At 72.1% G+C, this 26,436-nt stretch carries 18 protein-coding genes and 1 riboswitch; of the genes, 10 read left to right on the forward strand and 8 right to left on the reverse strand.

Annotated elements, in window-relative coordinates:
• Nucleotides 1–298: 298 nt before the first annotated feature.
• Nucleotides 299–461, forward strand: a riboswitch (cyclic di-AMP (ydaO/yuaA leader).
• A 10-nt stretch (nucleotides 462–471) separates the two neighbouring features.
• On the forward strand, nucleotides 472–1,533 hold the full coding sequence (locus ACZ9QC_RS22260) for a M23 family metallopeptidase (RefSeq protein ID WP_472914730.1): 1,062 nt from the start codon (nucleotides 472–474) through the stop codon (nucleotides 1,531–1,533).
• Nucleotides 1,534–1,662: 129 nt separating this feature from the next.
• Nucleotides 1,663–2,607, forward strand: a complete 945-nt coding sequence (locus ACZ9QC_RS22265) for an aldo/keto reductase (protein WP_472914731.1) — start codon at nucleotides 1,663–1,665, stop codon at nucleotides 2,605–2,607.
• A gap of 192 nt (nucleotides 2,608–2,799) precedes the next feature.
• On the opposite strand, the gene ACZ9QC_RS22270 is transcribed toward ACZ9QC_RS22265, so the two are convergent.
• The 4 genes from ACZ9QC_RS22270 to ACZ9QC_RS22285 form a co-directional block, all read right to left on the reverse strand.
• On the reverse strand, nucleotides 2,800–4,158 hold the full coding sequence (locus ACZ9QC_RS22270; RefSeq protein WP_472914732.1) for a PrsW family intramembrane metalloprotease: 1,359 nt from the start codon (nucleotides 4,156–4,158) through the stop codon (nucleotides 2,800–2,802).
• Nucleotides 4,159–4,235: 77 nt separating this feature from the next.
• The gene (trmB, locus tag ACZ9QC_RS22275) at nucleotides 4,236–5,111 is read right to left on the reverse strand and encodes a tRNA (guanosine(46)-N7)-methyltransferase TrmB (protein ID WP_472914733.1); all 876 of its coding nucleotides are present in this window, start codon (nucleotides 5,109–5,111) and stop codon (nucleotides 4,236–4,238) included.
• 574 nt (nucleotides 5,112–5,685) lie between these two features.
• Nucleotides 5,686–6,897 carry an L-2-hydroxyglutarate oxidase gene (lhgO, locus tag ACZ9QC_RS22280; RefSeq protein WP_472914734.1) on the reverse strand — a complete coding sequence of 404 codons (1,212 nt, stop codon included), beginning with the start codon at nucleotides 6,895–6,897 and terminating at the stop codon, nucleotides 5,686–5,688.
• A gap of 245 nt (nucleotides 6,898–7,142) precedes the next feature.
• Nucleotides 7,143–8,567 (reverse strand): MFS transporter, encoded by a 1,425-nt coding sequence (locus tag ACZ9QC_RS22285; protein WP_472914735.1) that lies wholly within the window; start codon nucleotides 8,565–8,567, stop codon nucleotides 7,143–7,145.
• A 714-nt stretch (nucleotides 8,568–9,281) separates the two neighbouring features.
• Between ACZ9QC_RS22285 and ACZ9QC_RS22290 the strand changes: the two genes are divergently transcribed.
• The gene (locus ACZ9QC_RS22290) at nucleotides 9,282–11,375 is read left to right on the forward strand and encodes an asparagine synthase-related protein (RefSeq protein ID WP_472914736.1); all 2,094 of its coding nucleotides are present in this window, start codon (nucleotides 9,282–9,284) and stop codon (nucleotides 11,373–11,375) included.
• Between the two features lie 176 nt (nucleotides 11,376–11,551).
• Nucleotides 11,552–12,322 carry a calcium-binding protein gene (locus tag ACZ9QC_RS22295; RefSeq protein ID WP_472914737.1) on the forward strand — a complete coding sequence of 257 codons (771 nt, stop codon included), beginning with the start codon at nucleotides 11,552–11,554 and terminating at the stop codon, nucleotides 12,320–12,322.
• 17 nt (nucleotides 12,323–12,339) lie between these two features.
• On the opposite strand, the gene ACZ9QC_RS22300 is transcribed toward ACZ9QC_RS22295, so the two are convergent.
• On the reverse strand, nucleotides 12,340–14,232 hold the full coding sequence (locus tag ACZ9QC_RS22300) for a sigma-70 family RNA polymerase sigma factor (protein ID WP_472914738.1): 1,893 nt from the start codon (nucleotides 14,230–14,232) through the stop codon (nucleotides 12,340–12,342).
• 418 nt (nucleotides 14,233–14,650) lie between these two features.
• Nucleotides 14,651–15,454 carry a TetR/AcrR family transcriptional regulator gene (locus ACZ9QC_RS22305; protein ID WP_472914739.1) on the reverse strand — a complete coding sequence of 268 codons (804 nt, stop codon included), beginning with the start codon at nucleotides 15,452–15,454 and terminating at the stop codon, nucleotides 14,651–14,653.
• Nucleotides 15,455–15,938: 484 nt separating this feature from the next.
• On the opposite strand from ACZ9QC_RS22305, the gene ACZ9QC_RS22310 reads away from it, so the two are divergent.
• Entirely contained in the window at nucleotides 15,939–17,303 is a 1,365-nt protein-coding gene (locus ACZ9QC_RS22310) for an NAD(P)/FAD-dependent oxidoreductase (protein WP_472914740.1), read from the forward strand.
• A gap of 219 nt (nucleotides 17,304–17,522) precedes the next feature.
• Nucleotides 17,523–19,193: an ATP-binding SpoIIE family protein phosphatase gene (locus ACZ9QC_RS22315; protein WP_472914741.1), complete on the forward strand. Its 1,671-nt coding sequence runs from the start codon at nucleotides 17,523–17,525 to the stop codon at nucleotides 19,191–19,193.
• A 32-nt stretch (nucleotides 19,194–19,225) separates the two neighbouring features.
• On the opposite strand, the gene ACZ9QC_RS22320 is transcribed toward ACZ9QC_RS22315, so the two are convergent.
• Nucleotides 19,226–19,873, reverse strand: coding sequence for a response regulator transcription factor (locus tag ACZ9QC_RS22320; protein ID WP_472914742.1), 648 nt, complete (start codon nucleotides 19,871–19,873; stop codon nucleotides 19,226–19,228).
• 297 nt (nucleotides 19,874–20,170) lie between these two features.
• On the opposite strand from ACZ9QC_RS22320, the gene ACZ9QC_RS22325 reads away from it, so the two are divergent.
• Genes ACZ9QC_RS22325 through ACZ9QC_RS22335 form a run of 3 tightly spaced genes read left to right on the forward strand, consistent with a single transcriptional unit; the run spans nucleotide 20,171 to nucleotide 23,917 of the window.
• Nucleotides 20,171–20,539: a peptidase inhibitor family I36 protein gene (locus tag ACZ9QC_RS22325; protein WP_472914743.1), complete on the forward strand. Its 369-nt coding sequence runs from the start codon at nucleotides 20,171–20,173 to the stop codon at nucleotides 20,537–20,539.
• 1 nt (nucleotide 20,540) lies between these two features.
• Nucleotides 20,541–21,233: an ABC transporter ATP-binding protein gene (locus tag ACZ9QC_RS22330; protein WP_472914744.1), complete on the forward strand. Its 693-nt coding sequence runs from the start codon at nucleotides 20,541–20,543 to the stop codon at nucleotides 21,231–21,233.
• Nucleotides 21,230–23,917: a hypothetical protein gene (locus ACZ9QC_RS22335; RefSeq protein ID WP_472914745.1), complete on the forward strand. Its 2,688-nt coding sequence runs from the start codon at nucleotides 21,230–21,232 to the stop codon at nucleotides 23,915–23,917. The genes ACZ9QC_RS22330 and ACZ9QC_RS22335 overlap by 4 nt, the downstream gene beginning before the upstream one ends.
• Before the next feature lie 35 nt (nucleotides 23,918–23,952).
• Here ACZ9QC_RS22335 and ACZ9QC_RS22340 read toward each other — a convergent pair whose 3' ends face one another.
• Nucleotides 23,953–25,233, reverse strand: a complete 1,281-nt coding sequence (locus ACZ9QC_RS22340) for an MFS transporter (protein WP_472921763.1) — start codon at nucleotides 25,231–25,233, stop codon at nucleotides 23,953–23,955.
• A gap of 158 nt (nucleotides 25,234–25,391) precedes the next feature.
• On the opposite strand from ACZ9QC_RS22340, the gene ACZ9QC_RS22345 reads away from it, so the two are divergent.
• A complete protein-coding gene (locus ACZ9QC_RS22345) occupies nucleotides 25,392–25,949 on the forward strand; it encodes a MarR family winged helix-turn-helix transcriptional regulator (RefSeq protein WP_472914746.1) in 558 nt (185 codons plus the stop codon).
• The last annotated feature ends 487 nt before the right edge of the window (nucleotides 25,950–26,436 follow it).

Below are 26,436 nucleotides of genomic sequence, written 5' to 3' on the forward strand. Positions count from 1 at the left end.
CCGATGTTCGTGAGGTGTGGTCGTCCGACGTCCGTAGGTGTGGTCGTCCGGCGTTCGCGGGGTGGAGATGTCACCGAGCGTGGCCGCTCCACCGTTCTCCGTATAACAACTGACGTCACGTCAGAGCAACTGTTACTCGCGAGTCAAGGTCAACTCGCCCGTTTTCGGCCCCTCATGACCCGTAAAGTCCTGCGCGAAGAGCGGAACGATCATTCGGAACAGCTTGGAATGGAGTACTCGCGTCTATTAACGTTCGATAACGCAGCGCGGTCGTCCCAGCCGTCACAAGAGACGGCTCCGTGCTCACGCGCCGAATCCCGCAAGGGAACCGGGGAACCACCAACCCTGGGGTGAATCGCACGGAAACCGCCGTGGCAGTACGCACGACCGGTTTACGCGCGTAGGAGACCTTCCTGCTCCGAACCCGTCAGCTAACCCGGTAGGCGAGAAGGAAGGAAGGAGTACGCCCACGTGGCGTCGAACCGGTCCGCGACCGAAGCCCCGTTCGTGCCGGCCCAACGTGACGGCGAGAGCCAGACGTTCGGCTACGGCAGCTACAACAGTGACAACGAGGGCCCCTGGCAGGAGTGGAATCCCAGTGAGGATTCGCTTCGTCCCGTTCGCGGTCGGCACCGCGTCGCCAAGAAGACCGGCGTACTCGCCCGTAACGGTCTGGCCCGCAGCTCCACGGTCCTCGGCGTCGGTGTCATAGCCGCCGTCAGCGGTGCCGGGATGGCGAGCGCGCAATCCGGCAAGGCCCCCGTCTCCATATCGATGCCCGACATGCCGAACGTCGGCTCGGTCTTCGAGGACGAGGCCGACGAGCCGGAGCCCCAGGGTTCCACCTCCCCCCTCAGCAACGCGGGGCTGATCGCCGCCGACACCGAGCAGGGCACCGCGGACGCCGGTGAGGCGCTGCGCGCCCGCATCATGGCGCAGGCCGAGTCCCAGCAGGACGCCTTCGACAAGGCCGCCGCCGAGGCCGCGCAGACCGCCGCCGCGGAGCAGGCCGCCGAGCAGGCCGCCAAGGAGAAGAAGGAAGCCGAGGCCAAGGAGGCCGCCGCCAAGAAGAAGGCGGAGGAGGAGGCCGCGGCGAAGAAGGAAGCCGAGCGTCTCGCCGCCCTGGCCAAGCAGTTCACGCTGCCCACCTCCTCGTACACCCTCACCTCCAGCTTCGGTCAGGCCGGCCCGTACTGGTCCTCCGGCTACCACACCGGCCTCGACTTCGCGGCCCCCACCGGCACCCTGATCAAGGCCGTAGGCAGCGGCACCATCACGCAGGCCGGCTACGAGGGCTCCTACGGCTACAAGACCGTCCTCACCCTCGATGACGGCACCGAGATCTGGTACGCCCACCAGTCCTCCATCGGCGTGAGCGTCGGCCAGAAGGTCGCCACCGGCGACGTCATCGGCCGCGTCGGCGCCACCGGCAACGTCACGGGCGCCCACCTCCACATGGAGGTCCACCCCGGCGGCTCCACCACCGGCATCGACCCGGCGGCCTGGCTCCGCAGCAAGGGCCTCAACCCGTAACGGCCGACAGCACCAACCCCGGACAGCGACGCCGCGTGGGCCCATGTGCCCACGCGGCGTTCGTCGATGGGGAAACGATGGGGAAGTCGGTGAGGAATGTGGGCGTCCGGTCCGGTCGTTGAGTAGGACATGACTTCTCTTCGCAAGCTGGGCACATCCGGCATCGAGGTCTTCCCGCTCGCCCTCGGCGGCAACGTCTTCGGCTGGACCGCGGACGAGGCGGGGTCCTTCGCCGTCCTCGACGCGTACGCGGCTGCGGGGGGCAACTTCGTCGACACCGCCGACTCCTACTCGGCCTGGGCCGAGGGCAACGAGGGCGGTGAGTCCGAGCGGATCATCGGCAAGTGGGTCAAGAGTCGCGGCAACCGCGACGACGTGGTCATCGCGACCAAGGTGAGCCAGCACCCCGAGTACCAGGGGATGACGGCGGCCAACATCAAGGCCGCCGCCGACGCGTCCCTGGCCCGCCTCGGCACGGACCACATCGACCTCTACTACACCCACTTCGACAGGCCCGAGGTCCCCGTCGAGGAGATCATCACCGCCCTCGACGACCTGGTGAAGGCCGGCAAGGTCCGCGCGATAGCCGCGTCCAACATCACTCCCGAACGGCTGAAGGCATCCCTGGACTTCTCGGCCGCCGAGGGCCTGGCGCGCTATGTGGCGCTGCAGCCCCACTACAACCTGGTCTCCCGGGACACCTACGAGGGCGCCCTCCAGTCCCTCGCCGTCGACTCCGGCCTCTCCGCCGTCCCGTACTTCGCCCTCGCCAAGGGCTTCCTCACGGGCAAGTACCGCCCCGGCACGACGGTCGACAGCCCCCGGGCGGCAGGCGCCGGCGCCTACCTCGACACCCCGGCCGGCCCGCGCGTCCTCGCGGCCCTGGACGACATCGCCACGTCCCGAGGCGCGGCCCACGCCACGGTCGCCCTGGCCTGGCTGTCCGCCCAGCCGACCGTCACGGCCCCCATCGCCTCCGCCCGCTCCCTGGACCAACTCCCCGCCCTCCTGGCCGTAGCGGACCTCACCCTCACCCCCGAAGAACTGAACCAACTGACGGAGGCTTCGGCGTAGTCAGGCGAAGGCAGAGCCGAGGGGCGAAGCGGGAGGCGGCTCGGCCGTGGCGCCGGGAGGTTGGCAGCTGTCCTGTTCTGCGCCACCGGGGGCCGCAGACGGAAACGCGTCCCGCCCGGAGCTCCGGCCCCGCAGCCGATCCAGGCCCGAGCCCTGATCGAGGCCCCCACCCGCTCTCAGCCCAGCAACGCGCTAGTACCGGTAGGGGTTGTACGCGGGGTACGCCGTCACCCCATATGCCCCATACGCCCCACACCCCACAGGCTGCCCGTACGTCCCGTACGCCCCGCACTCATGGCCGTACCCGTACCCATGGCCGTACCCGTACTTCGCCCCCACCTCCCGCCCCGCGTACCCCATGGCCGGCCGAGCCAGCTCCCGCCTGCGCCACAGCTCGAACAGCAACTCCCGCTCCCGCAGCGCGAAGTCACCCCCGGCCCGCCCCCGCAACCCTCGATACCGGTGGAAGGCCAGCTTCGTCGCGTACACCTCGTACTCCGCGATCGACCGGGCCCCCGCCTTCCCGAAGTGGTGCGCCGCGTACTCCCGCGCCACCCGCCGCCCCCGCATCGACCCCAGCACATACGGCTCGACCGGCGTCAGCCACCCCGCGGCCGCATACGTCGGCAACGCCTCCCGCACGGTCCGCAGCTCCCGCTGCCGGGCCCAGATCACCCACCACGTCAGCAGCCCGAACGCCGGCACCATGAACCCGGCGTACACGGCGAAGAACCCGTACTCCCCGAACGTCGCCGACCCGTTCCAGACCGAGTGCATCCCCATGGCGAGCAGCAGCCCGCCCGCCGGTACGAGCACCCGCCGCGCCCGCTGCCTCTCCGCGGAGTACGCCGCCACCCCGAACCCGATCCCCGTCAGCACGGTGAACAGGGGATGCGCGAACGGCGACATGATCACCCGTACGAAGAACGTGGCCGCGGTGACCGACGCGAGACCGCTTCCCCCGCTGAGCTGGTCCGTCCCGAACGCGGTCCCCAGGTACAGGATGTTCTCGGTGAAGGCGAACCCCGTCGCGGTGAACCCCGCGATCACCACCCCGTCCACGACCCCGGTGAAGTCCCGTCTCCTGAACAGGAACACGAGTAAGACGGCGGCGGCCTTGGCGGTCTCCTCGACGACGGGAGCTATGACGGTGGCGCCCAGGGTGTCGGCGTGCGAGGGATCGGCCGTGGCCGTCGCTATCCACCGCGTCGCGAAGCTGTTCGCCACGATGGCTATCAGCGCCGCCGCGCACGCCCCCCAGGCGAACGCGAACACCAGGTTCCGCCAGGGCCCGGGCTCCACCCGGTCCAGCCACCGGAACGCCGCCATCAGCAGAGGTACGGGCAGCACCGCGAGCCCGAGCCCGACGAGGAACCCCTCCGTGCCGGTCTGTTCCCGGACGAGCGCGAGGATGACGAGCCCGGAGACCGCGAGCAGTGCTATCAGCGCCCCGTATCTGACGCTCTTCCGTTGCCACCAGCGAGTGGGCCTGAACGCGTACCCACCGGTGGAGCCGCTGGGGTGCGTCGGGTAGGGGGAACTGGTGGCCATTGCATTGACCCTAACGAGGGACGGGCGCCGCCCGCGACGGCGCGTGGTACGCCCCGCCGGGCGGTGAAGGCAAGTCGTCAGGCGCCTGTGGGGGGCAGTTCGGACTGCTGCTTCTGCTCCTGGTCCTGCTTCCGCTTCGGATTCCGCTCCTGCTCACGCTGCTGTACGCGGCGGAAGAGCAGATCGTTCACCACATGACCCTTGTCCAGTCCCTGCCCCTCGAAACGGGTCAGCGGCCGGAAGCCGGGACGTGGCGCGAACCCGCCGTCGGCCCGGGTGTTCTCGAAATCGGGGTGGGCGGTGAGTACTTCCAGCATCTGCTCGGCGTACGGCTCCCAGTCCGTCGCGCAGTGCACGATCGCCCCCGGCCTGAGCCGGGACGCGACGAGGGTGAGGAATTCCGGTTGGATGAGGCGCCGCTTGTGGTGCCGCTTCTTGGGCCAGGGGTCGGGGAAGTAGACCCGCAGCCCGTCCAGCGAGCCGGGCGGGAGCATCTCGCGCAGCAGGATGATCGCGTCGCCGTTGGCGACCCGGACGTTGGACAGACCACTCTGGTCCGCGAGGTTCAGCAGGTTGCCCTGGCCCGGTGTGTGCACATCCACGGCGAGGACATTGGTCTCGGGGTCGGCGGCGGCCATCTGCGCGGTCGCCTCGCCCATGCCGAAGCCGATCTCCAGGACGACGGGCCGGTCGTTCCCGAACAGCTCGACGAGATCCAGGGACCGTCCGTCGATGTCGAGCCCCCACTTGGGCCACAGCCGCTGCAGGGCGTCCGCCTGCCCGGCGGTGACCCGGCTCCGCCGCGGCTGGAAACTCCGGATCCGCCGCTCGAAGTGCGACCCGGCGGGATCCGCCTTGGGCCCGTCGGGGAAACGGGGCTGCCCCTTGGCACGGTTATGCCGAAGGGGGGCACCGGTGGTGCGGGGCTCGGGAGAATCGACGGAGTCAGACACAGTGCCCCAATTTTACGGCGCCCGCGAGCCTCCCCGAGGCTCCCAGGGCCACGCAGCGCTTGCGGCGGGGCCGAAGGCCGACGGGGGGCGAGACCGGACGCCGACCCGAGGCCGAAGCCGAAGGCCGACAAGGGTGCTGGAGCACTCAGCTCAGGAAGCCCGAGGGCCGAAGGCGCAGCGCTCTCTGCGGATCGCCGGCGACAGTGGGCGGCCCGTGTGCCTGGGCCGGCCGGGGCGAGCGGGCGGCAGCGCTACTGGGTTGGCCGGGGCGAGCGGGCGCCGGCGTTCCTGAGGCTGGCCGGGTTGTGTCGGCGTCGGTGTTTGGCGGGCGGGCCGGGTCGAGGAGGCGGCAGTGTGCCTGTCGCCCGGCCGGGGCCAGCGGGCGGCAGCGCTACTGGGTCGGTCGGGGCGAGCGGGCGGCAGTGTGCCTGGGTTGGCCGGGTCGAGCAGGCGGCAGTGTGCCTGGGCCGGCCGGGGCGAGCGGGCGTCGGCGCTCCTGAAGTCGGCCGGAACCCCTCGGCGTCGGCCCTCCCACGAATCGGACGGCCAACGCTGGGCTGCGGTGAGAGCACCCTCACACCCGAGCCAACGCCTCCAGCGCCCTCCTCCCCACCTCCCGCCCGATCGGCAGTGAAGCCGTGGCCGCCGGTGACGGCGCGTTCAGTACGTGGACCGCCCGCGCTCCCTCCCGGATCAGGAAGTCGTCCACCAGCGTCCCGTCCCGCAGCACGGCCTGGGCCCGTACCCCGGCCGCGGCCGGCACGAGATCCCCCTCCGAGACCCCGGGCAGCAGCCGCCGCACCGCCCCGGTGAACGCCTTCTTCGACACCGACCGCCGAAGCTCCCCCGCCCCGTACCGCCAGTGCCGTCGCGCTATCCGCCAGGAGCCGGGCCACGCCAGCGTCGCCGCCAGTTCCCGCGGCCGTACGGTCCCCCACCCGTACCCCTCGCGGGCCAGCGCGGGCACGGCGTTGGGCCCGAGGTGGACGCCCCCGTCGATCCCCCGGGTCAGATGCACCCCGAGGAACGGGAACGCGGGGTCGGGCACCGGATACACGAGTCCGCGCACCAGCTCGGGCCGCGCCAGCTCGTAGTACTCCCCCCGGAACGGCACGATCCGCATTCCGGGGTCGTCACCGGTCAGCCGGGCCACCTCGTCGCAGTGCAGCCCGGCGCAGTTCACCAGCACCCGCCCCCGTACGACGTCGCCGCCCCGCACCCGCACGGCGACGCCCAGGGACGCCCGCCGGTCGATCCGCTCGACCTCGGCGCCGTAGCGGATCTCGGCGCCGGAGGCACGGGCGAGCTGCCGGGCGACGCCCACGAAGTCACAGATCCCGGTGGTGCCGACGTGTATGGCCGCGAGGCCGCGCACCTCCGGCTCGTACTCGGCGATCTGCGCGGCGCCCAGCTCCCGCACCGGAATCCCGTTCTCCCGGCCGCGCTGCACCAGGGCGTGGAGCCGGGGCAGCTCAGAGCGCTCGGTGGCGACGATCAGTTTCCCGGTGACGGCGTGGTCGATGCCGTACTCGGCGCAGAACTTCACCATCTCGGCAGCGCCCTTGACCGCGTACCGCGCCTTCAGCGAGCCCGGCCGGTAGTAGATCCCGCTGTGGATGACGCCGCTGTTCCGCCCGGTCTGGTGCCGGGCCGGCCCCGGTTCCTTCTCCAGCACGGTGACCCGCGTGCCCGGCGCCGCCCGCGTGATCGCGTACGCCGTCGACAGCCCGACGATCCCGCCGCCGACGACGAGCACATCACAGTCGTAAGCGCCCTGGCTCCGCACGCGCCCCACCTCCCGACTCCGATAGTGCACTGCACCACTGACAATGCCCTCAAACCCGGAAGACGTCTTCATGGCCTCGATCACGTCCCCGCGCCGGGAACCCAAGGCCGCGCCCCCGTCAAAGGGCGCGGGGAACTGCGCGACAAGCCGCATACAGCCCGCAGCCGCCGACCGAGGAGCGAGGACCGCCGACCGAGGCGCGAGGAGCGAGGGGTAACCCGGCAGACGCCCGGGCACCCCGATGCCTACGCCGGCGTCATCAGAAGAGGCCGCGCCCTCTCCCGCAGCTCGATGACCCGCGGCTCATCCCCGTACGGCTCCAGCCGGTGCAGCAGGTCCTTCACATACTCGGTCGTGCGCGCCGAGGAGATGCGCCCCGCGACCTCCACCGCCCGCACCCCCTGCTCGCATGCCGCGTCGAGGTTGCCGGACTCCAGCTCCGCGACCGCCGAGACGACGAGCCGCAGCCCGTGCGAGCGCACGAACTCCTCCGTCGGCCGCGACAGCGCCTGCTCGGTGAAGCGGCGCACCTGACGCGGTGCCTTGAGGTCGCGGTAGCACTCGGCCGCGTCCGCGGCGAACCGGTCGTACCCGTAGAACCCGAGCCAGCTCGGGTCGTGGTCGCCGTCCCGCGCCCGCTCCAGCCACCCCTCGGCGGCCTTGAGCGCCGCCCCGGCGGCCACCGCGTCGCCCGCACGGGCGTGCGCCCGCGCCTCGACGAGCCGGAAGAAGCTCATCGTGCGCGCGGTGGCGAGCCCCCGGTTGCGTTCCAGCGCGGCCTGCGCGAGGTCGACGCCCTCGTCCCCGAAGCCCCGGTAGGTCGCCTGCAGCGACATCGTCGCCAGGACGTACCCGCCGAGCGGCACGTCGGCCGCGGCCCGCGCCAGCCGCAGCGCCTGGATGTAGTACCGCTGCGCGGCCTCCTGCTGACCCGTGTCAAAGGCCATCCAACCGGCGAGGCGGGTGAGTTCGGCGGACGCTCCGAAAAGGGCGCGGCCGACTTCGTCGGAGTAGGAGCCGAGCAGCAGTGGCGCCGCCTCGACCCGCAGGCACTCCGGCACCATCGACGAACGCCAGTCGCCGCCTCCGTACTTGGAGTCCCAGCGCCTGGCGTCCTCGGCGGCCTCCCGCAGCTTCTGCACATCGCTGTGGCCGACCTTCAGCGGCGACCCGGAGCCCTCCACGGAGCCCGCTTCGCGCGCCACCGAACTGTCGGCCGGGGTTATGAGCCAGCGTGACGCGGGCGTCGCGTACGCGCTCACCGCGAACGACCCGGCGAGGGACTGCCAGATGCCGCCGGTGCCCGCGCGGCGGCCGGCGAGGTCGAGGCGGTAGAGCTCCGTCGCCGCGCGCACCGCCTGTCCGACGTCGCGGGGGAAGGCGAGGCCCACTTCGGGGGCGGGATCCGCGTCCGCCAGGCCGATCTCGTGCAGCGGCACCGGGCGGCCGAGCTTCTGCCCGATCGCGGCCGCGATGAGATGCGGCGCGGCCCCCTGGGGGACCATGCCCTTGGAGACCCACCGCGCCACCGAGGTCTTGTCGTAGCGAAGTGTCAACCCGCGTTGAGCGCCAAGATCGTTGACGCGACGCGCGAGTCCTGCGTTGCTGATTCCCGCGAGGGCGAGAACGGCGCCGAGTTTTTCGTTCGGCCCGCGTTGCTCCCTGGACATTGCGCCACCCCTCGAACAGACGGCTGCCGCGGCGGCATAGGCACGCGGCATTCGTAAACCCAGCGTAGTTCGCCGCATCCCAAGCGTTAAGGGGCCCAAATCCGGATGGCGGGAATGTGGTCCGTACGAAAGTGCGGACGAAGTACGGAGTGTTGTCACGTGCTCCGGCTGTGTGGCCGTGCGCCTGTCCGTGCGCTCTTCTCCGGCCACCGGGGGAGCGGTTCCATGGTCGTGCGTGGGTCGGCCCGCTGTACTGGATCCAGTGGGCTGGGGGACACCGCCGCCTACATCCCCGCGGGCGGCGGACCGGTCCGGGGGGCGAACTCCGCCTCCCGGACTGTGCGTTGACGCTGAGTCGCCATCGGGGGTGGAGGCGGGAGCGGGTGAACTCCGCCCTTCGCGGCCGATTTGGCCGAAAATCGACGGTGGTCGTCGAGGGTGAATACCGCCCCGACCACGTCTCTTGAGGGCGCGTTAGGTGTTTTTGGGGAGCGTACCGGGGGCGCATTCGCGTCGTAGACCCGGGGTCCTCCTTTGTCGACCGCCCCTTCTCCAGGGCGACTTGAGGGTGTGACGGGGGAGCGCTCAAGGCTCCCCAGGGGCGCACTTGCCGGTGCGCAAGCCGTGCCGCGCGCCCTCCGAGGGGCCTCCTTCGTGGCAGCATGGGACCCGTTCGTACGGTGCACCGGTTGTCCACAGCCTGTGGAGGCGTCGATGCGGTGGTTGGTGGGATGGAGCAGTACCGCCGCTGGCGCGCCCGCCCACGGCTCCGCCGGCGCCACCGGACGCGACGGCGAGACCGTGCACCCGGTCGGCTCGCACCTGCTCTGGGGCGACCCCGACCCGCTGTGGGCCGTCGGCGACTGGCGCCCCGACGAGGTACGGGTGGTGCAGGCCGACGCCCAGACGCGGATCGCCGTCCTCGGCATCTGCGGAGCCTCCGACGAGCAGCTGCGTGTGGGCCTGTTCGCCGCCCGCGGCGGCGCCCTGCGCCATCTCACCGCCTGGCCCGGCAGCTACACCGCCGTCGTCCAGGTCGGCCGCCGGGTGACCGTCTGCGGCGACCTCGCGGGCGCGCGCCCGGTCTTCCACACCCCCTGGGCGGGCGGCACGGCGTACGCGACCGCGGCCCTGCCGCTGGCCGACCTCGTCGAGGCCAACCTCGACTTCGGGCACCTGGCCGCCCTGCTGGCCGCCCCCGACGTGCCGGACGCCCTCCAGGACTCCACGCCGTACGACGGCGTGCGCCGCATTCCTCCGGGGCACGCACTGATCCTGCGCGCCGGGGCGCGTGAGATCGCGGGCTACGAGCCCGTCGCCTCCCTCGCCGTCGCCGCCCCCTCCGCCGACCCGGCCAGCGCGGTGGACGCCGTCCGCGACGCCCTCGTGGAGTCCGTACGGGTCCGCCTCGCCGCTCCCCGGCACGTGCCCGACGTCGATCCCGGCCCGGTCCCCGGCATGGGCCCGGCCGAGCGCCGCGCCGCCCGGGGCATGCCCGTGCCCGGCATAGGAGCCGACGTCTCCGGCGGCCCCGCCTCCGGCACCCTGGCCCTGCTCGCCGCCGGCCTGCCCGGCGCCCCCGGCACGGTCCTCGGCCACGGCACCGGCGCCGGCGAGCGCCTCCTGGCCGTCACCTTCAACGACCTGGCCACCTCCGGCCGCGAGACCGAACTGGAACGCGCGGGCACCCTGGCCGCCAACCCCCGCCTCCACCACGTCGTCGTGACCGGCGGCGAGGAGGTCCTCCCGTACGCCGACCTCGACGTCCCCCTCACCGACGAGCCGGGCCCCTCCCTGGTGACGGCCGCCCGGCACCGCGCCCGCCTGGCCTCCGGCAGCGCCGACCACTTCACCGGCTACGGCGCCCGCCAGGTCCTGGACGCCCACCCGGCCCGGCTCGCCGACCTCCTGATGGACCGCAAACGCCGCCACCTGGTCCGCCCGGTCGCCGCCCTCGCCAAGGCCGACGGCTCGGTGATGGTCCCCGCGCGCGTCTACAGCGCCGCCCGCAAGCTGTCCCGCACCCCGTACCGCTCCGGCGTCGAAGGCCTCGCCACCCGTCTGATGCAGCGCCGCTTCGAGGAGCCCGGAGGCGCGGTGGGCGCCTCCCTGGCGGCGCTCACCTGGGCCAGACCCGGTCCCGCCGCCCGCTGGCTGACCGGCGAGGCCCTGGCAGAAGTATCGATTCGCCTGGGTGCGACGACCGGCCGCCCCACCGTCGGCCCGGGCCAGCGCCCCGGCGACTTCCGCGCCCGCGCGGCCCTCGCCCGCCACGCGGCCGACCTCAGAGTCCTCGAACAGGCGGCGGAGATCCGCTCCCAGCGCCTCCACACCCCCTTCCTCGACAACCAGGTCGTCCGCGCCTGCCGTGCCCTCCCCGAGGCCCTCCGCGTCCAGCCGGGCGCCCGCGCCGCGATCCTGCGTACGGTCCTGGAGGGCGCCGGCGTCACCGACCTCCCGCCCGGCTGGGGCGCCCCGTCGCACGCGACCTCCACCGCGGCCGCCCGCACCGGCCTGCGTGTGGCCGCCGACACCCTGATCACCCTCTTCGACACCCCGCTCCTCGCCCAGGCGGGACTGGTGGAGGCCCGGGTGGTCCGCAAGGCCCTGCGCGCCGCAGCCGAGGGCGAGCCCCTCCCGCTCGACGGCCTCGCCGACCTCGTCGCCCTCGAACTGTGGCTCCGCCGCCTCCTCTCCCGCCGAGGCACCTGCTGGACCGGCACCCCGGCCAGACAGCGCGCGGTCCCGGCCGGGATCACCCCCCAGCGGGGCGCCCTGGGCGCGGGGGCGACGGCCCGCCGGGCGTAGCGGATCTGCCCGACTGGCGCGGCGGAATCTCGGCATCCGGATGTGTACAACCAACGGGGGCCGCCGATGGTCTCCTCTGGGTCGGACAGACGTCCGACTCCCCAGCACCTCACGTGCACGTGAGCGCCCCCACGCATGGCGCACCGAGGTGCCGTAGCTCTTGCGCCAGGAGAACCATGCGTACACGTACGGCCGCCGCCGCCACCCTCGGCACCTCGGTGCTGCTCTCGCTGCTCGTGCCCGCCGCCGCCCACGCGGACACCGCGAAGGGCGACACGGTCTTCACCTCGGTGAACTTCAACAAGAAGACCTTCAACGTGGGAGTCAGCGCCGCGCAGACGGTCAGCGTCGCCGCCACGGCCAAGGACGGGTCGGGCATCAAGGGCATCCTCGGGGCCAAGCTCATCAGCTCCGACGACCGGATCATCCACGCCCACGCCGCCGACTGCACCAGACCCTCGTCCACCACCATGAAGTGCGTCTTCAAGTACACCCTGGACGCGAACCGCTCCGACTACTACGACCTCAGGAACAGCTCGGCGGGCACCTGGCGCTTCACCGCCGAGGCCGTCGCCAACGACAGCGACTTCTACGACCTGGAGACCAGCGCCAAGATCCAGGTGAAGCGCCTCGCCAGGCTCGCCACCACCCAGGCCGGCCCCGAGCCGGTCGCCAAGGGCACCAAACTCACCGTCACCGGCACGCTGACCCGCGCCGACTGGAACACCAACACCTACACCCCGCACGCCGGGCGCTCCGTGGCCCTCCAGTTCAAGCGGTCCGGCACGTCGACGTACACGACGGTCAAGACGGTCACGACCGACCCGGCCGGCAAGCTGCGCACCACGGTCACCGCCAACGCCTCGGGCACCTGGCGCTGGAAGGCCGCCTCGACCTCCACGACGAGCGGAGCGACGGCGTACGGCGACTCGGTGACGGCGAAGTAGGCGCCGGGGCCGAGCCGTCACTCACACCTGAACGACGACTCGGCCCAGTCCGCCAGCACCGCCAGGTCGTGGGGGCCGTCCGGCTCGACGACCAGTCGTACCGTCTCCCGCCCGCTCAGGTTCACCCGGACCGGGACCGCCGGATCCCCGCCCCGCACCAGCCCGGACTTCCACAGCCGGACCCCGTCGCCGTAGACGGAGAAGTAGACCCGGCCGAGGCCGTGCGACAGGTCGTCGACACCGAGGAGCGCGCTGTACGAGGCGCACCGGCGGTTGAGGTCGATGGTCACGGAGGAACGGCCGTGCACGGTCACCCCGTTCGCGTACCGCTTCCCGGCGATCGCCATCCCGTACCGCTGCCAGACCCAGCTGCTTTCGCCGAGGCGCATCTCGGGCTCGGTGCCGTCGCCGAGGACGCCGTACCGCAGCTCGTTCCACCGGTAGACGGCCGAGGGAGGCGGCGGGGGCGGGGGAGCGGGTGTCGAGGGCGGTGTGGGGGACGGCTTCGGCGGTGCGGGGGGAGTGGGGGTCGGCGTGGGCGTGGGGTCGGGAGCGGGCGTCGGCTTCGCGGAGGGGGCCGGACTCGGGGCCCGCGACGGCGAGGACTTCGGCGTCGGCAAGGGCTTGGACACCGGAACCATCCGCGCGGGCGCGTCCGGCGCGGGCCGCGACTCCGGCGGCGTCGGGGGAGCCGGCTCCGGGGTGGCCTCGACGGGCTGCGAGGCGGGCGGCCTGGCCAACGGCTCCCGGGGTTCCACCTCGTCGTTGGCCAGCGCGAGCGCCACCGCCGCGGCGACCATCCCGGCGACACTCACCGCGATCCCGGCCTTCGCCGGCGCGCCGAGCCCTTCCGCGGCGGCCCCGCCACCGGCGCCCGCGCCGCCGGACCCACCACTCGTACCGCCCGCCGCGGCCGCGGCCCCGGCCGCACCGGCCCCCGCGCCGCCGGCGACGAGCGCGGCCACCTTCGCGTACCCGGCCGCGCCGAACCACCCGATGACCGCCACGGGTACGACGGCGGGGATCCCGCTCGCGACTTCCTTGATCTGTCCGGCCGCCAGCCGGCATGCCGCGCACTCCTCCAGATGGGCGCGCAGCCCCCGCTCGGCCCGGGTTCGCAGGCTGCCGCGGGCGTATGCGCCGAGCCGGTCGGCGTGGCGTCCGCACTCCGCCGAGTTCCCGGCGAGCGCGGCGCTCACATGGGCCTGCAGATACGCCTGTTTGAGGCCCTCACGCGCCCGGCTGGCCAGCACCCGGGTGCCGTTGGCGTCCAGCCCGAAGAGCGTGGCGACCTCGCTCGGCGACTCGTCCTCGACCTCCGTGTGCCAGAGCACGGCCTGCCACCGCTCCGGCAGCGAACGGAACGCCCGCATCGCCAGCGACTGCTCGGCCTCGTGCATCGCCCGCACATCGGCCCCCAGGTCCAGCGTGTCGCTGTCCGGCCCCTGGGCCCCGCGCGACGCCTGCGCCGCGAACACCGCGAAGTCGTCGACCAGCTGCTCCCGCTTGGCGGAACTCGTCCACGTCGCGGCGACCCGGCGCACCGACGTCAGCAGATAGGCCCGTACGGCGTGCTCCGGTCCGGAGCCGCCCCGTACCGCCTGCAGCATCCGGGCGAAGACCTCGGCCGTCAGGTCGTCGGAGGTGTGGGTGTCCCGGCAGCAGGTCCGGGCGTAGCGGCGCACGGCCTGCGCGTGCCGCCGGTACAGCTCCTCGTACGCCGAGTCGTCCCCCGACCGCATCCACTCGATCAGATCGGCGTCGGAAGGCGCCCGCGGCGGCAGCACACCGGAGTCGGAACGGTCCCACTGTGCGGGAACGCCGTGCCCCCCTTGCCTCGGAACCTGAGGCTCCGCCTCGGCCTCGGCCTCCTCCGCCGACTTCGACTCGTCCCGCCCGTCAACACCCATCGCGGAAGCCCCCGCCGCCAGCCGACCCAGTCCCCAACACCAGGGCAGCGTGCCATATTGGCTTTTGTTCAGTCCCTAGCACTACGGGCATACCACTCGTCCGAGGTCACTTCCCAGACCGCAGTACGCGGATTCACTCATACGAGCAACGCGAATCCATGGGCGCCCCTTAGAGCCGCCCCGCCAGAAGCGCCCCGTCAGGGGCGCGGGGAACTGCGCGAGAACCCCCACCGAACCCGCACCCGACAACGCACCCCACACACCCCCCCCGGGGTCGAAGGGGCAGCGCCCCTGGTGATGGGAACGGGTAGGGGCGGCGGGGGCGAAAAGCCCACCCCACACCGCCCCTGAGCAAACCGCGAACCGCGAACCGCGATCACCGAACCACGAACCGCGAACGCCTCTCACCCGCCCACGATCAGGCCGGCCGAGACCGCAACCCCTCCAGCAGAATGTCGAGCAACCGAGCCGAAGCGGCAGCCTGCTGCGCGGCATCCGGCAGCGAAGGCGCCCCCGTGGCGATCACGAGCAACACATCCGCCACAGTCACGTCCTCCCGCAACTCACCCGCGGCCCGAGCCCGCTCCACCAACTGCCCCACCACCTCGAGCAGTGCGGAAGCCCCGGCGTCGTCCACCGGCCCACCAAGGCCACCGGCGGAGCCACCCGCACCGGAATCCGCCGACACCAGCCGAAGCTCGGCCGTCGGCTGTACCCGCTGCTGCGGCACCCGCGCCTCGTCGGGGTCGATCCCGCCGATCCCGCCGACCGCGTCGGACCCGTCATCGGCGACGCCGACCCGCAGCACCTGCGGCGGCAGCAGCCGCCCGGCGCCGGAGGCCACCGACGTCCGCAGGAACCGCGACAGCGCCTGCCACGGGTCCTCCTCCTGCCCGAGCGCCACCTTGGCCTGTTCGGTGAGCCGGGACGTCTCCTCCTCGGCTATCCGGCGGACCAGGACGTCCTTGCTCGGGAAGCGCCGGTACACCGTGCCGACACCGACCCGCGCGCGGCGGGCCACGTCCTCCATCGGCGCGCCGTACCCCAGCTCGCCGAAGACCTCGCGCGCCGCGCGCAGCACGTGCTCGAGGTTGCGCTGTGCGTCCACGCGGAGCGGAGTGGAACGCACTCCGTCACCGCGTCCGTTGCCGCCCGCCGAGCCGATCGCACCGCCGGGTGCGATGGTGGACGCGGACGACCAATGGGACTCCTGAATATGCATACGTGTTCCCCCGGTAATGACGTCTCCCCCCGGAGACTCTCCCCGTCATCGGAAGCCGGAGCGGCGGAACGAGCGTCCAAGGTCCTCGGCGGTCACCGATCACCTTCGCCGGAGACCCGGTCCGGCCCCGGGCCGATCCGCCCGTCGCGGACCACTCGGAATCCGGACCCGAACCCGAAACCCACAAACCCGATCCCGGACCCGACCGAACCTCTTGAACGCATCCCCCTACACCCCGTCGACACACGAACATAGTTGAGAGGGAGTCAATTCAGAAGGGGCACGTTCCGCGCAGAGCGCCCCTCGATCGGAGTACGGGCGGTTTACGTCCGGTTTGCGCCCCCTCCCGCAACCGGTCTCACACCACCTGACCTGCGCACCTGCCGCACGCGCCGGTGAATCGGCCAACCCCGCGCCCCCACGGAGACCGGTCACACAAATTGCCGGGCCTGTGGACAAACTGGCGAGCAAGGTGCGTCATGGGATGGTGAAGGAACCGATGCGCATCCTTATCGTCGGCGGCGGATACGTCGGGCTGTACACAGCGCTGCGCTTGCAGCGACAGCTGAAACCGGAACTCGGACGCGGAGACGTCGAGATCGTCGTCGTGTCCCCCGACCCCTATATGACGTATCAACCCTTCCTTCCGGAGGCGGCCGCGGGCTCGATCTCGCCCCGCCACGTCGTCGTGCCGCTGCGCCGGGTCCTCGACAAGTGCAAGGTCGTCATCGGCGAGGCCACCGCGATCAACCACGCCAAGCGCGTCGCGACCCTCACCACCCTCGCCACCGAGGAGGAGGGCTCGGCCGCCGAGCAGCTGACGTACGACGAACTGGTCCTCGCCCCCGGATCGATCTCGCGCACCCTGCCCGTCCCCGGGCTCGCGGACCACGCCATCGGCTTCAAGACCGTCGAAGAGGCCATCGGCCTGCGCAACCACGTCATCGAACAGATGGACATCGCCTCCTCCACCCGCGATCCCGCGATCCGCGACGCGGCCCTGACCTTCGTCTTCGTGGGCGGCGGCTACGCCGGAGTGGAGGCGCTCGGCGAGCTGGAGGACATGGCCCGCTACACCGCGCGGTACTACCACAACGTCAAGCCCGAGGACATGAAGTGGATCCTCGTCGAGGCCTCCGACCGCATCCTCCCGGAGGTCGGCGAGGAGATGGGCCGCTACACGGTCACCGAGCTGCGCCGCCGCAACATCGACGTACGGCTGCACACCCGCCTCGAATCGTGCGCCGACCGCGTCGCCGTCCTCAGCGACGGAGCCCGCTTCCCGACCCGTACGGTCGTCTGGACGGCCGGGGTGAAACCGCACCCGGTCCTCGCCGCCACCGACCTGCCGCTGAACGAGCGCGGGCGGCTGAAGTGCACCGCCGAGCTGTCGGTGGAGGGCGTCGCGCACGCCTGGGCGGCCGGTGACGCGGCCGCCGTCCCCGACGTCACCGCCGAGGCCGGCAAGGAGACCGCGCCCAACGCCCAGCACGCCGTCCGCCAGGCCCGCACCCTCGGCGACAACATCGCCCACTCCCTGCGCGGCGAACCGCTGGAGACGTACTCGCACAGATATGTGGGCTCGGTCGCCTCCCTGGGCCTGCACAAGGGCGTCGCCCACGTGTACGGGCGGAAGCTGAAGGGCTACCCGGCCTGGTTCATGCACCGCGTGTACCACCTCAGCAGGGTCCCCACCTACAACCGCAAGGCTCGCGTCCTCGCCGAATGGATCCTCTCCGGACTCTTCAAACGGGAGATCGTCTCGCTCGGATCACTCGAACATCCCCGTGCGGAGTTCGAACTCGCTGCCGGTGGAAAGCCTCCTGAGAACCCGAAGGGGTCGTCCTGACCGGATCCAGGAACTCCACCGTTCAGGCCGACGTCTGACGGATGTCGGTCCGGTCGGCCAGACTGGTCCGCGACGTGATCCATGATCCCGGGCGGGGCCACCCCCTCGCCCACACACACCCACGACCAGGCGTCCCCCACCGCCGCACCCGGGGCAACCCCTCGGGCCACCGGCCGGATCCGGAGCCGGCCACACACGACCACACGAGGCAAGGATTCGGTGAACTTCACGCGCTGGAGCGCCCGGCTCCCCGGTACGCAGCGCCGCGCCGCAGCGCGGACCGAACACACGGTCACCCCGGACCGGCGGGGCGAAGGCTCCGTGCCCGCGGCCCGCGTCGAACGGCAGAGCGACGACCCTCCGGACGACCCCCCGACCGTGCCCGCCGTCGACGACCTCCCCACCCGCGAGATCCTCGACCGCATCCCGGCCCTCGTCGCCCTCGTCCACGGCCCCGATCACCGCACGGCCTACGTCAACGACGCCTACACCGAGGCCTTCGGCGCCCGCCCCCTCGGCGAACCGGCCCGCACGTCCCTGCCCGAGCTGGACGCCCTCGGCCTCCTCCCGCTCCTCGACCAGGTCCTGCGCAGCTCCAGACCCCGCACGGTCAAGTCCCGCAAGGCCCCCGGCGGCCGCAGCTACACGATCACCTGCACCCCCGTCGCCGTACCGAGCGGTGCCGAGCGGAGCGAGGGCGGCGTACTGATCTTCGCCGCCGACGTCACCGACCACGCCGAGGCCGCCGAACGCCTGCGCGCCAGTGAACGCCGCCAGCGCGAGACCGCCGTCACCCTCCAGCGCTCCCTCCTCCCACAGGAGCTGGAACAGCCGGACGACCTGCGCATCGCCGCCGTCTACCACCCCGGCGGCACCGAGACCGCCGTCGGCGGCGACTGGTACGACGTGATCACCCTCGGCGGCGGCCGCACCGCCCTCGTCATCGGCGACGTCATGGGCCGGGGCGTGCGCGCCGCCGCCGTCATGGGCCAGCTCCGTACGGCCGTCCGCGCCTACGCCCGCCTGGACCTGCCGCCCCACGAGGTCCTGCAACTGCTCGACGGCCTGGCCACGGAGATCGACCCCAACCAGATCGCCACCTGCGCCTACGCCGTCCACGACCCCAACGAGGGCCGTCTGGTCTACGCCTCCGCGGGCCACCTCCCCATCCTCGTCCGCGACGAGAGCGGCACGGTCCTGCGCGCCGACGAACCGACCGGCCCGCCCCTCGGCACCGGCGGCTGGACCCACGCCTCCGGCTCGATCCCCCTCGGCCCCGGTTCCACGGCCGTCTTCTACACGGACGGCCTCGTGGAGCGTCGCAACGAGGACCTGGACGAGGGCATCGCCGCCCTGGAACGCGCCCTGTCCGGCGCCACGGGCACCCCGCAGGTCGTCTGCGACCGCCTGGTGCGCTCCACCGGCGTCACCGCCGACCACGACGACGACGTGGCCGTCCTCGTCCTCCAGCACCCCGCCCGGACCGGCCCCGACAGCGAACTCTTCCGCAACGCCGCGCTGGAACTCCTCGGCGGCGTCGAAGCGGCGCCCCGCGCCCGCGCGTTCGCCTCCGGCGTCCTCACCAGCTGGCGCTTCCCACCGGAACTCCACGACCTGGGCGTCCTGGCCGCCAGCGAACTCGTCGCCAACTCCCTCCAGCACGGCACCCCGCCCATGCGGCTGAGGCTGCGCCGCACCGACCGCCGCCTCATCGTCGAGGTCACCGACGGGAACGACCACCTGCCCCGGCGCCGCCGCGCCGACCCCGTCGACGAGTCCGGCCGCGGCATCGCCATCGTCGCCACCATCGCCTCCAACTGGGGCAGCCGCCGGGCACCGGGCGGCGGCAAGGCGGTGTGGTGCGAGTTCGCCCTGCCGGGGACGGCCTGAGCGGCCGGGGCCGCGGCTGAACCGCGGCCCCGTCACACGGACTCGGGCACCTGCGCGTCCGCCCGGCGAGCGGTGTCGACCCCCGCGTGCCAGGCGACACGGGCCGCGTGGAGACGGGTCTCGACGCCGAGCTTGGCGTAGATGCGCCGGAGATGGTCCTTGACGGTGCCGAGGCTCAGGTTGAGGCGGTCGGCGATCTCCCGGTTGGGGAGCCCGTCGCCGACCAGCACGACGATCTCCCGCTCGCGCGGGGTGAGCGTGGACACCAGCGCCTCGGCCGAGGCGCGTTCCCGGTCGGGCGGGGCGGGTCTGGCGTAGGCGCTCTTCACGGTCTCCGTCAGACAGGGGTCCAGCGCCAGACCGCCGTGGGCGACGGCCGCCACCGCCCAGGGCAGGTGCAGGGCGGCCGTGGCACGACGCAGGATGCCCGTCGCGCCGTGCCGGAGCAGTTGGCGCGTGCCGTGGCCCGTGAGCTGCTCGCAGAGGACGACACCGGCTGGCCCGCCGAGCCGGAGCAGCGTGTGCAGGGCCTCGCTCTCTGCCGCGTGGCTGATCACCACGACGTCGGGCCGGGACCAGCGCACGATGTCGGCCAGAGTGCCGGGAGCACCCTCGGCGACGAGAGTGAACTGCTGTACTTCCTCCAATACCGTGCGAACCGCGATGCGTGCGGAGAGCATGGGAGCCACCAACGCGACACGAACCATCTGTTCCCTCGTCAGGTCAGGCTGGTCGGACACGAAAGACGCGCTGTGGTCAAGAGCGCGTGCTTAAGACCTCAACAAGCTTGTGCGGCTTCACACTTGGGGTTGAGCCGGTCAAGCGGAATGGATCTGTACCGGGAGGCGGCCCCGGTGTCAACTCCCCGGCCGGGTGGGAGGCGACGAGGACTCCCCCACCCGTGGGATACAGCGGTGACGGACGGTGCCCCAGGGTTGTGAAGCGAACCGACCGCACACGATGGGGGAACGAGAACGATGCGAATCAAGACAGCGATAGCGGCGACGATGTTCGTGGGGGCGACCCTGTTCACCACCGGGGGCGTGGCCCACGCGTCGCCGAGCGAGTGCAACACCAACAACATGTGCATGTGGGGCAACAACGACTTCCACTGGCTGATCGGCGAGCGTGCCCACGGCTCCACCGCGTGGACCAATCTGACCGGTGACCGCAACGACGAGATGGATTCGTGGGCCAACCGCTCGGCCACCCACACCGGCTGTATGGCCGAGCACTCCAACGGCTCGGGCGACAAGCAGGACATGCACAGGAACGACACCGACGACAACGTCGCCCCCTGGAACAGCGACGAGATCACGTCGTGGCGTACGAGGAACGGGTGCTGAGTTGACGACAGCCGCTGGCGCACCGCTCGTCCGGACGAGCGGAGTGTGCAAGGCCTACCACTCCGCGGCCGAGACGGTCTGGGCCGCGAGAGACGTGGACTTCACCGCCCGGGCGGGGGAGTTCGTGTGCATCTACGGCGCCAGCGGCTCCGGCAAGTCGACGCTGCTCAATCTGCTCGCCGGCCTGGATCTCGCCGACTCCGGCGAGATCCGGGTCAGCGGTGTGGACGTGAGCACGGCCGACGAGGCCCGGCGCGCGGAGCTCCGGCTGCGCACTGTCGGGGTGGTCTTCCAGGAGCACAACCTGATCGAGGAGTTCAGCGCGGTGGAGAACGTCGCGCTGCCCCTGGAGGCATGCGGCGTCCCGGTCGCCGAAGCGCGTGAGCAGGCGCTGACCCAACTGGCCCGCGTCGGCCTGGCCGGGCTGGAGGACCGCATGCCGTGGCAGATGTCCGGCGGGCAGCGCCAGCGGGTCGGCGTCGCCCGGGCACTCACCGGACAGCGTTCCGTCCTGCTCGCGGACGAGCCGACCGGTGCGCTGGACTCGACGACCACACGCGAACTGTTCGAGCTGTTCCGGACCCTGTGCGACGACGGCGTACTCGCCGTGATCTGCTCGCACGACCCCCGCTGCCGCGACTTCGCCGACACCGTCTACGAGGTCGTCGACGGCCGCCTGGAATCCCGCTCGTGACCACCACGGGAGACGACACGGGGGCCCGGCGCCGCATGACCCACGACAGCATGACCCACGACAGCACGACCGACCGAGCCCCGACGGGCGCCCGCGGCTCCACGGCGTACGGACGCATGGCGTTCGCCGACCGGGCCCGGCTGACCGCACGGCTCGCCCGGCGGCTCGCGCGCTCGCGTGCGCTGGCCCGGTCGGTGGCGATCGTGTTTGTCGCCGGACTGCTGGTGATGGGCATGTTCGTCGCCCTGCGGACCCTGTCCCTGTCCGGCGAACAGGTCGCGCAGAACGAACTGGGCCGCTTCGGCGCCAAGGTCGGCTACGGCAGCGGCGTTTCCCTGCCGCCGGGCGACGACACCTTTCTCACCGACCTCCGCTCCCGGATGCGCGACGCCGACGCCACGGACGCCGAGATCGTGCTCAGCGCGACCGACGTCCAGCTGAACACCACTCCGGCCCGCAATGTGACGGCCCTGGAGAGCGACTGGGCGTCACGGCCCTACCCCGAGCGGTACGAGCTGCTGTCCGGCGAATGGCCGAGCCGCCCCGGCGAGGTGGCCGTCACCGAGCCGGACGACGTACGCACCCCGGTGGGCACGACGCTCACCGTGCTGGGCGACGTACGGCTCAAGGTCGTGGCCACCGTCGACGACCGGGCCGCCGACACGACCAACCTGCTGCTGGGACCGGGCACCTGGGCCGGGCTGGACCCCGCACTCAGCGAGGGATTCCCCGTGCTGACCGCGCAGATGGACGTGATGTGGGCGGGGGACAGACAGCAGGAGGTCGTCGACGCCTTCACGGCCGCGGCCCGCACCTGGGCCGAGGGCGGCGACAGCCCCGAGGCCGCCGCCATCCGGGAGGACGGGCAGAACGCCGTGGCCGCCACCCTGGTCACCAGGGACCAACTGGTGGCCCGCCCGCAGAAGACCTGGATCGAGAAGACCCCCGCCGGCTACACCGTCCCGTCGATCCTGGTCCCCGCCGCGGCCGTCCTCCTCGTGTTCGGCCTCAACGGCCGCCGCTTCCGCCGCACCACCGCCTCCCTGACCTCCGTGGGCGTCTCCCGTACGACGGCGGCGCTGGCCCCCGCGCTGGCCGCACTGGCCTGGTCCCTGGTCGCGGCCGCGTGCGGAGCCGTGGCCGGTGTCGTCGTGGGCCTCGGCGCCCGGCTGCTCATCTCCCACCTGCGCGACAGCCCGGCGGGCCCGCTCGACGACCTCGCCTCGCCTGCGCTGCGCCTCCTCGCCGTGGTCCTCGTGACCGGCCTGATCGCCGGCGCCGTGCTCGCCCGCACCCGGCGCGACGAACCCGCCCGCCCGCACACCGACGACGACGCGGTTCGGGCCGCCGACCGCCCGGGCGCCCGCCGCGCCCGCGACGCCCGGCATCTGCTGGCCGTCGCCGCCTGGTGCGCCACGGTCGTGTACGCCACCTGGGTCGACTCACCCCCACAGGCCATGATCCTCACCGGCATCCTGATCACCGCCGTGCTGCTGATCATCCCCGAGGTGTTCTCCGGGGTGCTCCGACTCCTGCCTGAAGGCGGGCCCCGCCGCCGGCTGGTCCGCCGCCAGCTCGCCGCCGACCGGTCCAGGGCCTGCGCCGCCCTGGCCGTCCTCACCGTGCTGTTCGGCGCGTCCCTCGGATACGTCACCCTCCTGGACACCCTGATCCGCACGGCCGAGAAGCAGTCCTACCCCTCGGTGCTCCCGGGCCAGGTTCTGCTGGCCGGACACGAGAGCGACACCTTCCCGCCCGGCGAGGCCCTGCTCCGCACCGTCGAAGCCTCCGGGGCGCTCGACGGGCTGCGCCGCACGGAACCGCGCTATCTGATGGACGACGACCCCGACAACCCCCGCATGGCCGGCCGGGAAGGAGACGACGGCAGCCTCCTCGCCGCCGACACACCCGCCGACGCCGAACGGCTGATCGGCCGCCGACTCGACCCGGCCCAGACCTCCGTCCTGCGCAACGGCGGCCTGCTCGTCTGGGCCCACACCCCCGACGCCCCCACCGGCCCGGACGCGCACACCTCCCTCGTCGTCCGCCAGGGCGACAAGGTCCTCGGCAGCACCGCAGAGCTGCCCGAGGCCGCCGTCGAGGTCAGCCCGGCCGAGTGGCGCACCGGCTCCGACGGCATCATGCTGCGCGCCACCGCGAACGCCCTCGACCTGCCGATCCAGGCCCGTGGGCCGATCATGGTCACCGGCGTCCCCGACACCGAGGCGCGGGCCCTGCAACAGGTCGTCGTCGACGCGGGCATGGACGCCGGAGCCGTCCTGATCCACGTGGAACCCGACGACCCGGTGCCTCCGGCCGCGCTCCTGGCCACCGCCGTGGGGCTGGTGCTGCTGGCCCTCGCCGCCGTACTGGCCGCGACCCGCAGCCAGACCCGCATCCTGCGCCGCTATCTCGCCCGACTGATCGCCGTGGGCATCCCGCCGAGCTGGGCCCGCCAGGTGCTGCTCTGCCAGCACGGCATCCTCATCGCGGTGAGCACCCTCCTCGGTCTGCTCATCGCCGTGATCCCCACCGTGGTGCTCGCCTCCCAGATCTCGGGATTCGTCCTCAGCGTCCCCTGGTGGCAACTGGGCGTACTCGCCGCGGCGACCTACACCGCGGCACTGCTCGCCGCCGTCCTCTCCGCCCACAAGCTCCGCGTGACCGAAGCCCGGGGCACCTGAGGGGCGCCGCGCACGACGTCCGCACGGCCGGGGCGTCAGGCTCGGGCCGCCACCGACTCCGCAGCACCGGCACCGCTCCCGGCGACCACGCGGCTGCTCGCGAGCGCGGGCTGATCCTGCACGGCGGTCAGCTGTCGCCCGAGCCGCAGCGCCAGGACACTGATGCCCAACGAGCACAGCAGGAACGCCACGATGTACGGCGCGTGCAGCGAGGCGCCCATCGGTCCGCCCACCGCCGGACCTACCGCCAGCGCGAGCTGCTTCACCAGCGCGAAGGCCGAGTTGTACTGCCCCGCCAGCCCGGCCGGAGCGAGATCCGCGACCAAGGGGGCGACGGTCGGCGACAGCATCGCCTCTCCCAGCCCGAACAGCGCGTACGTCGACACGAACGCGGCCACGGCCATCTCCTGGCTCCCGTGCCCGAGCCCCGCGAAGCCCGCGACAGCCCAGGCCACGGCCCAGATCAGCCCCACGGCCGCGATCACCCGCGACCGCCTGCGCCGCGTCACGAACCGCAGCACGGCGAACTGCGCGATCACGATCACCGCCGTGTTGGCCGCCAGCGCCGTACCGAGCGCGGAGGTCGATATGCCGGCCGCCTCCACCCCGTACGCGCTGAGCCCCGACTCGAACTGCCCGTAGCAGGCGAAGAACAGCACGAAGCCGAGCACACACAGCTGGACCATGGCCCGGTTGCCGAGCAGCTGCTTCCAGCTCCCCTTGGCCGACGCGCCGGCGGGCACGTCCTCCACCTTGGGCGCGCGCGGCATCCGCACGGTCGCCATCACACCCACGAGCAGCAGGAACATCGCCGCCTGTATGGAGAAGAGCAGGACGAAGGAGCTCGCCCGCGTGGCGTCGACGAGGTGCCCGCCTATCAGTCCACCGACTCCGAGCCCGAGGTTCTGCAGGAAGAACTGGGTGGCGAAGGCCCGCGACCGGTTCTCCGGACCGGAACAGTCGACGATCATCGTCGCGAGCGCCGGCTGCATCACGGCCTGCCCCGCTCCGAGCACCGCCGCGGACGACAACACGGTCGTCGCACTGGCGGCCAGGCCGAGGCCCAGCGACCCGACGGCGGCGGTGACCAGGGCGGTGAGCAGCACCGGAAGCGGCCCGCGCCGGACTATGGCCCGCCCCGCGAAGGGCAGCACCACCAGCGCGGCGACGGCGAAGACCGCGAGCACGAGCCCCGCCGTCATCGCACCGAGGTCCCGCACCTGCGCCACATAGACGTACAGATACGGGACGGTGAAGCCGAGTCCGAACGCGCCGAGCGCGTTGCCCACATGAATCCGGCGCATCGCGGCGCCCATCCCCCTGGTCACGTTCACCTGCCTAGGTAAGGGAAGTCCTCCGCCCGCCGACCTGAACAGGTGTTAGCAGTGAAGACTTCGAAGCTAAAACTTAGAACCTAAACAGTACACCCCGAAGGACTTCGATGCCAAGCGAGGGCGTGCCATACTGCGGTCCCATGGGCGACACCCCAGGCACCCCCGGCAGCGCGGAGCCGACACTCGAAGAGCAGATCGCCGCCTACCAGCGCGAGTTCCAGGACCTCGACCCCCAGGTCGAGAAGATCGTCTCGGCCCTCTCCCGGCTCCACCGCCGTATGAACGTCGCCTACGGCCGCCATACCTCGGAGCTCGGCATCAGCAACGCCGAGTGGGAGGTCCTGAAGGCTCTTGTCCTCTCCGGTGCCCCCTACCGGATGGGCCCGAGCGAGCTGGCCAAGCGACTCGGTCTGACGCCGGCCGCCATGACCCACCGCATCGACCGCATGGTCGCGGAGGGCCTGGTGACGAGGGAGCGCGACGAGAACAACCGCGTACGCGTCATCGTCGAGCTCACCCCCGACGGTCGCGAGAAGTGGCTGGCGGCCATGCGCCTCGCCTCGGTCTTCGAGGAGGACCTCCTCCAGGACCTCTCGCCGCTGGAGCGCACCGTCCTGGGCGAGGTCCTGACCCGGCTCCTCCGCCGCGTCGAGCACGCTCAGCCGGACGCCGGCGGACGTCTCACCGACCTCGACTGAGGTCGTACGCTTGGGGCGGCCGAGGTTTGGCCGCGGGTCACCCGGGGGAGGCTTGACAGTCCAACCGGCGATCCGTAGAGTTCTTCGGGTTGCCGCGGAGCCGTAACGGTTCTGCGACAGCACCTCCGCCGCTTCGAGCGGCACCCAAACCAACCAGCTCGATCTCCCAACCGGGGCGAATTCGGCGTGCCCGAATTCAATTCGATTTGGTTCGGACGAGTTCGACAGGCCCGATTGGGAACTGCCGGACGGATCCGCTAAGGTTTGGGACGTCGGAACGGCCCAACAGCCGCGAAGACAACTCCCGCTGACTGGGAATCAGGCCCGAAAGGATCTGATAGAGTCGGAGCCGCCGGAAAGGGAAACGCGGAAGCGGAAACCTGGAAAGCGCCGAGGAAATCGGATCGGAAAAGGATCTGATAGAGTCGGAAACGCAAGACAGCAAGACCGAAGGGAAACTGCCCGGAGGAAAGCCCGAGAACAGCTT

This window comes from Streptomyces sp. HUAS MS02, from assembly GCF_055702265.1.

What these genes read in the sequence shown, in the direction of transcription:
- ACZ9QC_RS22265 (WP_472914731.1), top strand. Translation starts at nt 1,663, where the DNA reads ATGACTTCTCTTCGCAAGCTGGGCACATCCGGCATCGAGGTCTTCCCG.
- ACZ9QC_RS22270 (WP_472914732.1), bottom strand. Translation starts at nt 4,158, where the DNA reads ATGGCCACCAGTTCCCCCTACCCGACGCACCCCAGCGGCTCCACCGGT.
- ACZ9QC_RS22285 (WP_472914735.1), bottom strand. Translation starts at nt 8,567, where the DNA reads ATGTCCAGGGAGCAACGCGGGCCGAACGAAAAACTCGGCGCCGTTCTC.
- ACZ9QC_RS22290 (WP_472914736.1), top strand. Translation starts at nt 9,282, where the DNA reads ATGCGGTGGTTGGTGGGATGGAGCAGTACCGCCGCTGGCGCGCCCGCC.
- ACZ9QC_RS22295 (WP_472914737.1), top strand. Translation starts at nt 11,552, where the DNA reads ATGCGTACACGTACGGCCGCCGCCGCCACCCTCGGCACCTCGGTGCTG.
- ACZ9QC_RS22300 (WP_472914738.1), bottom strand. Translation starts at nt 14,232, where the DNA reads ATGGGTGTTGACGGGCGGGACGAGTCGAAGTCGGCGGAGGAGGCCGAG.
- ACZ9QC_RS22305 (WP_472914739.1), bottom strand. Translation starts at nt 15,454, where the DNA reads ATGCATATTCAGGAGTCCCATTGGTCGTCCGCGTCCACCATCGCACCC.
- ACZ9QC_RS22310 (WP_472914740.1), top strand. Translation starts at nt 15,939, where the DNA reads ATGGTGAAGGAACCGATGCGCATCCTTATCGTCGGCGGCGGATACGTC.
- ACZ9QC_RS22320 (WP_472914742.1), bottom strand. Translation starts at nt 19,873, where the DNA reads ATGCTCTCCGCACGCATCGCGGTTCGCACGGTATTGGAGGAAGTACAG.
- ACZ9QC_RS22325 (WP_472914743.1), top strand. Translation starts at nt 20,171, where the DNA reads ATGCGAATCAAGACAGCGATAGCGGCGACGATGTTCGTGGGGGCGACC.
- ACZ9QC_RS22340 (WP_472921763.1), bottom strand. Translation starts at nt 25,233, where the DNA reads ATGGGCGCCGCGATGCGCCGGATTCATGTGGGCAACGCGCTCGGCGCG.
- ACZ9QC_RS22345 (WP_472914746.1), top strand. Translation starts at nt 25,392, where the DNA reads ATGGGCGACACCCCAGGCACCCCCGGCAGCGCGGAGCCGACACTCGAA.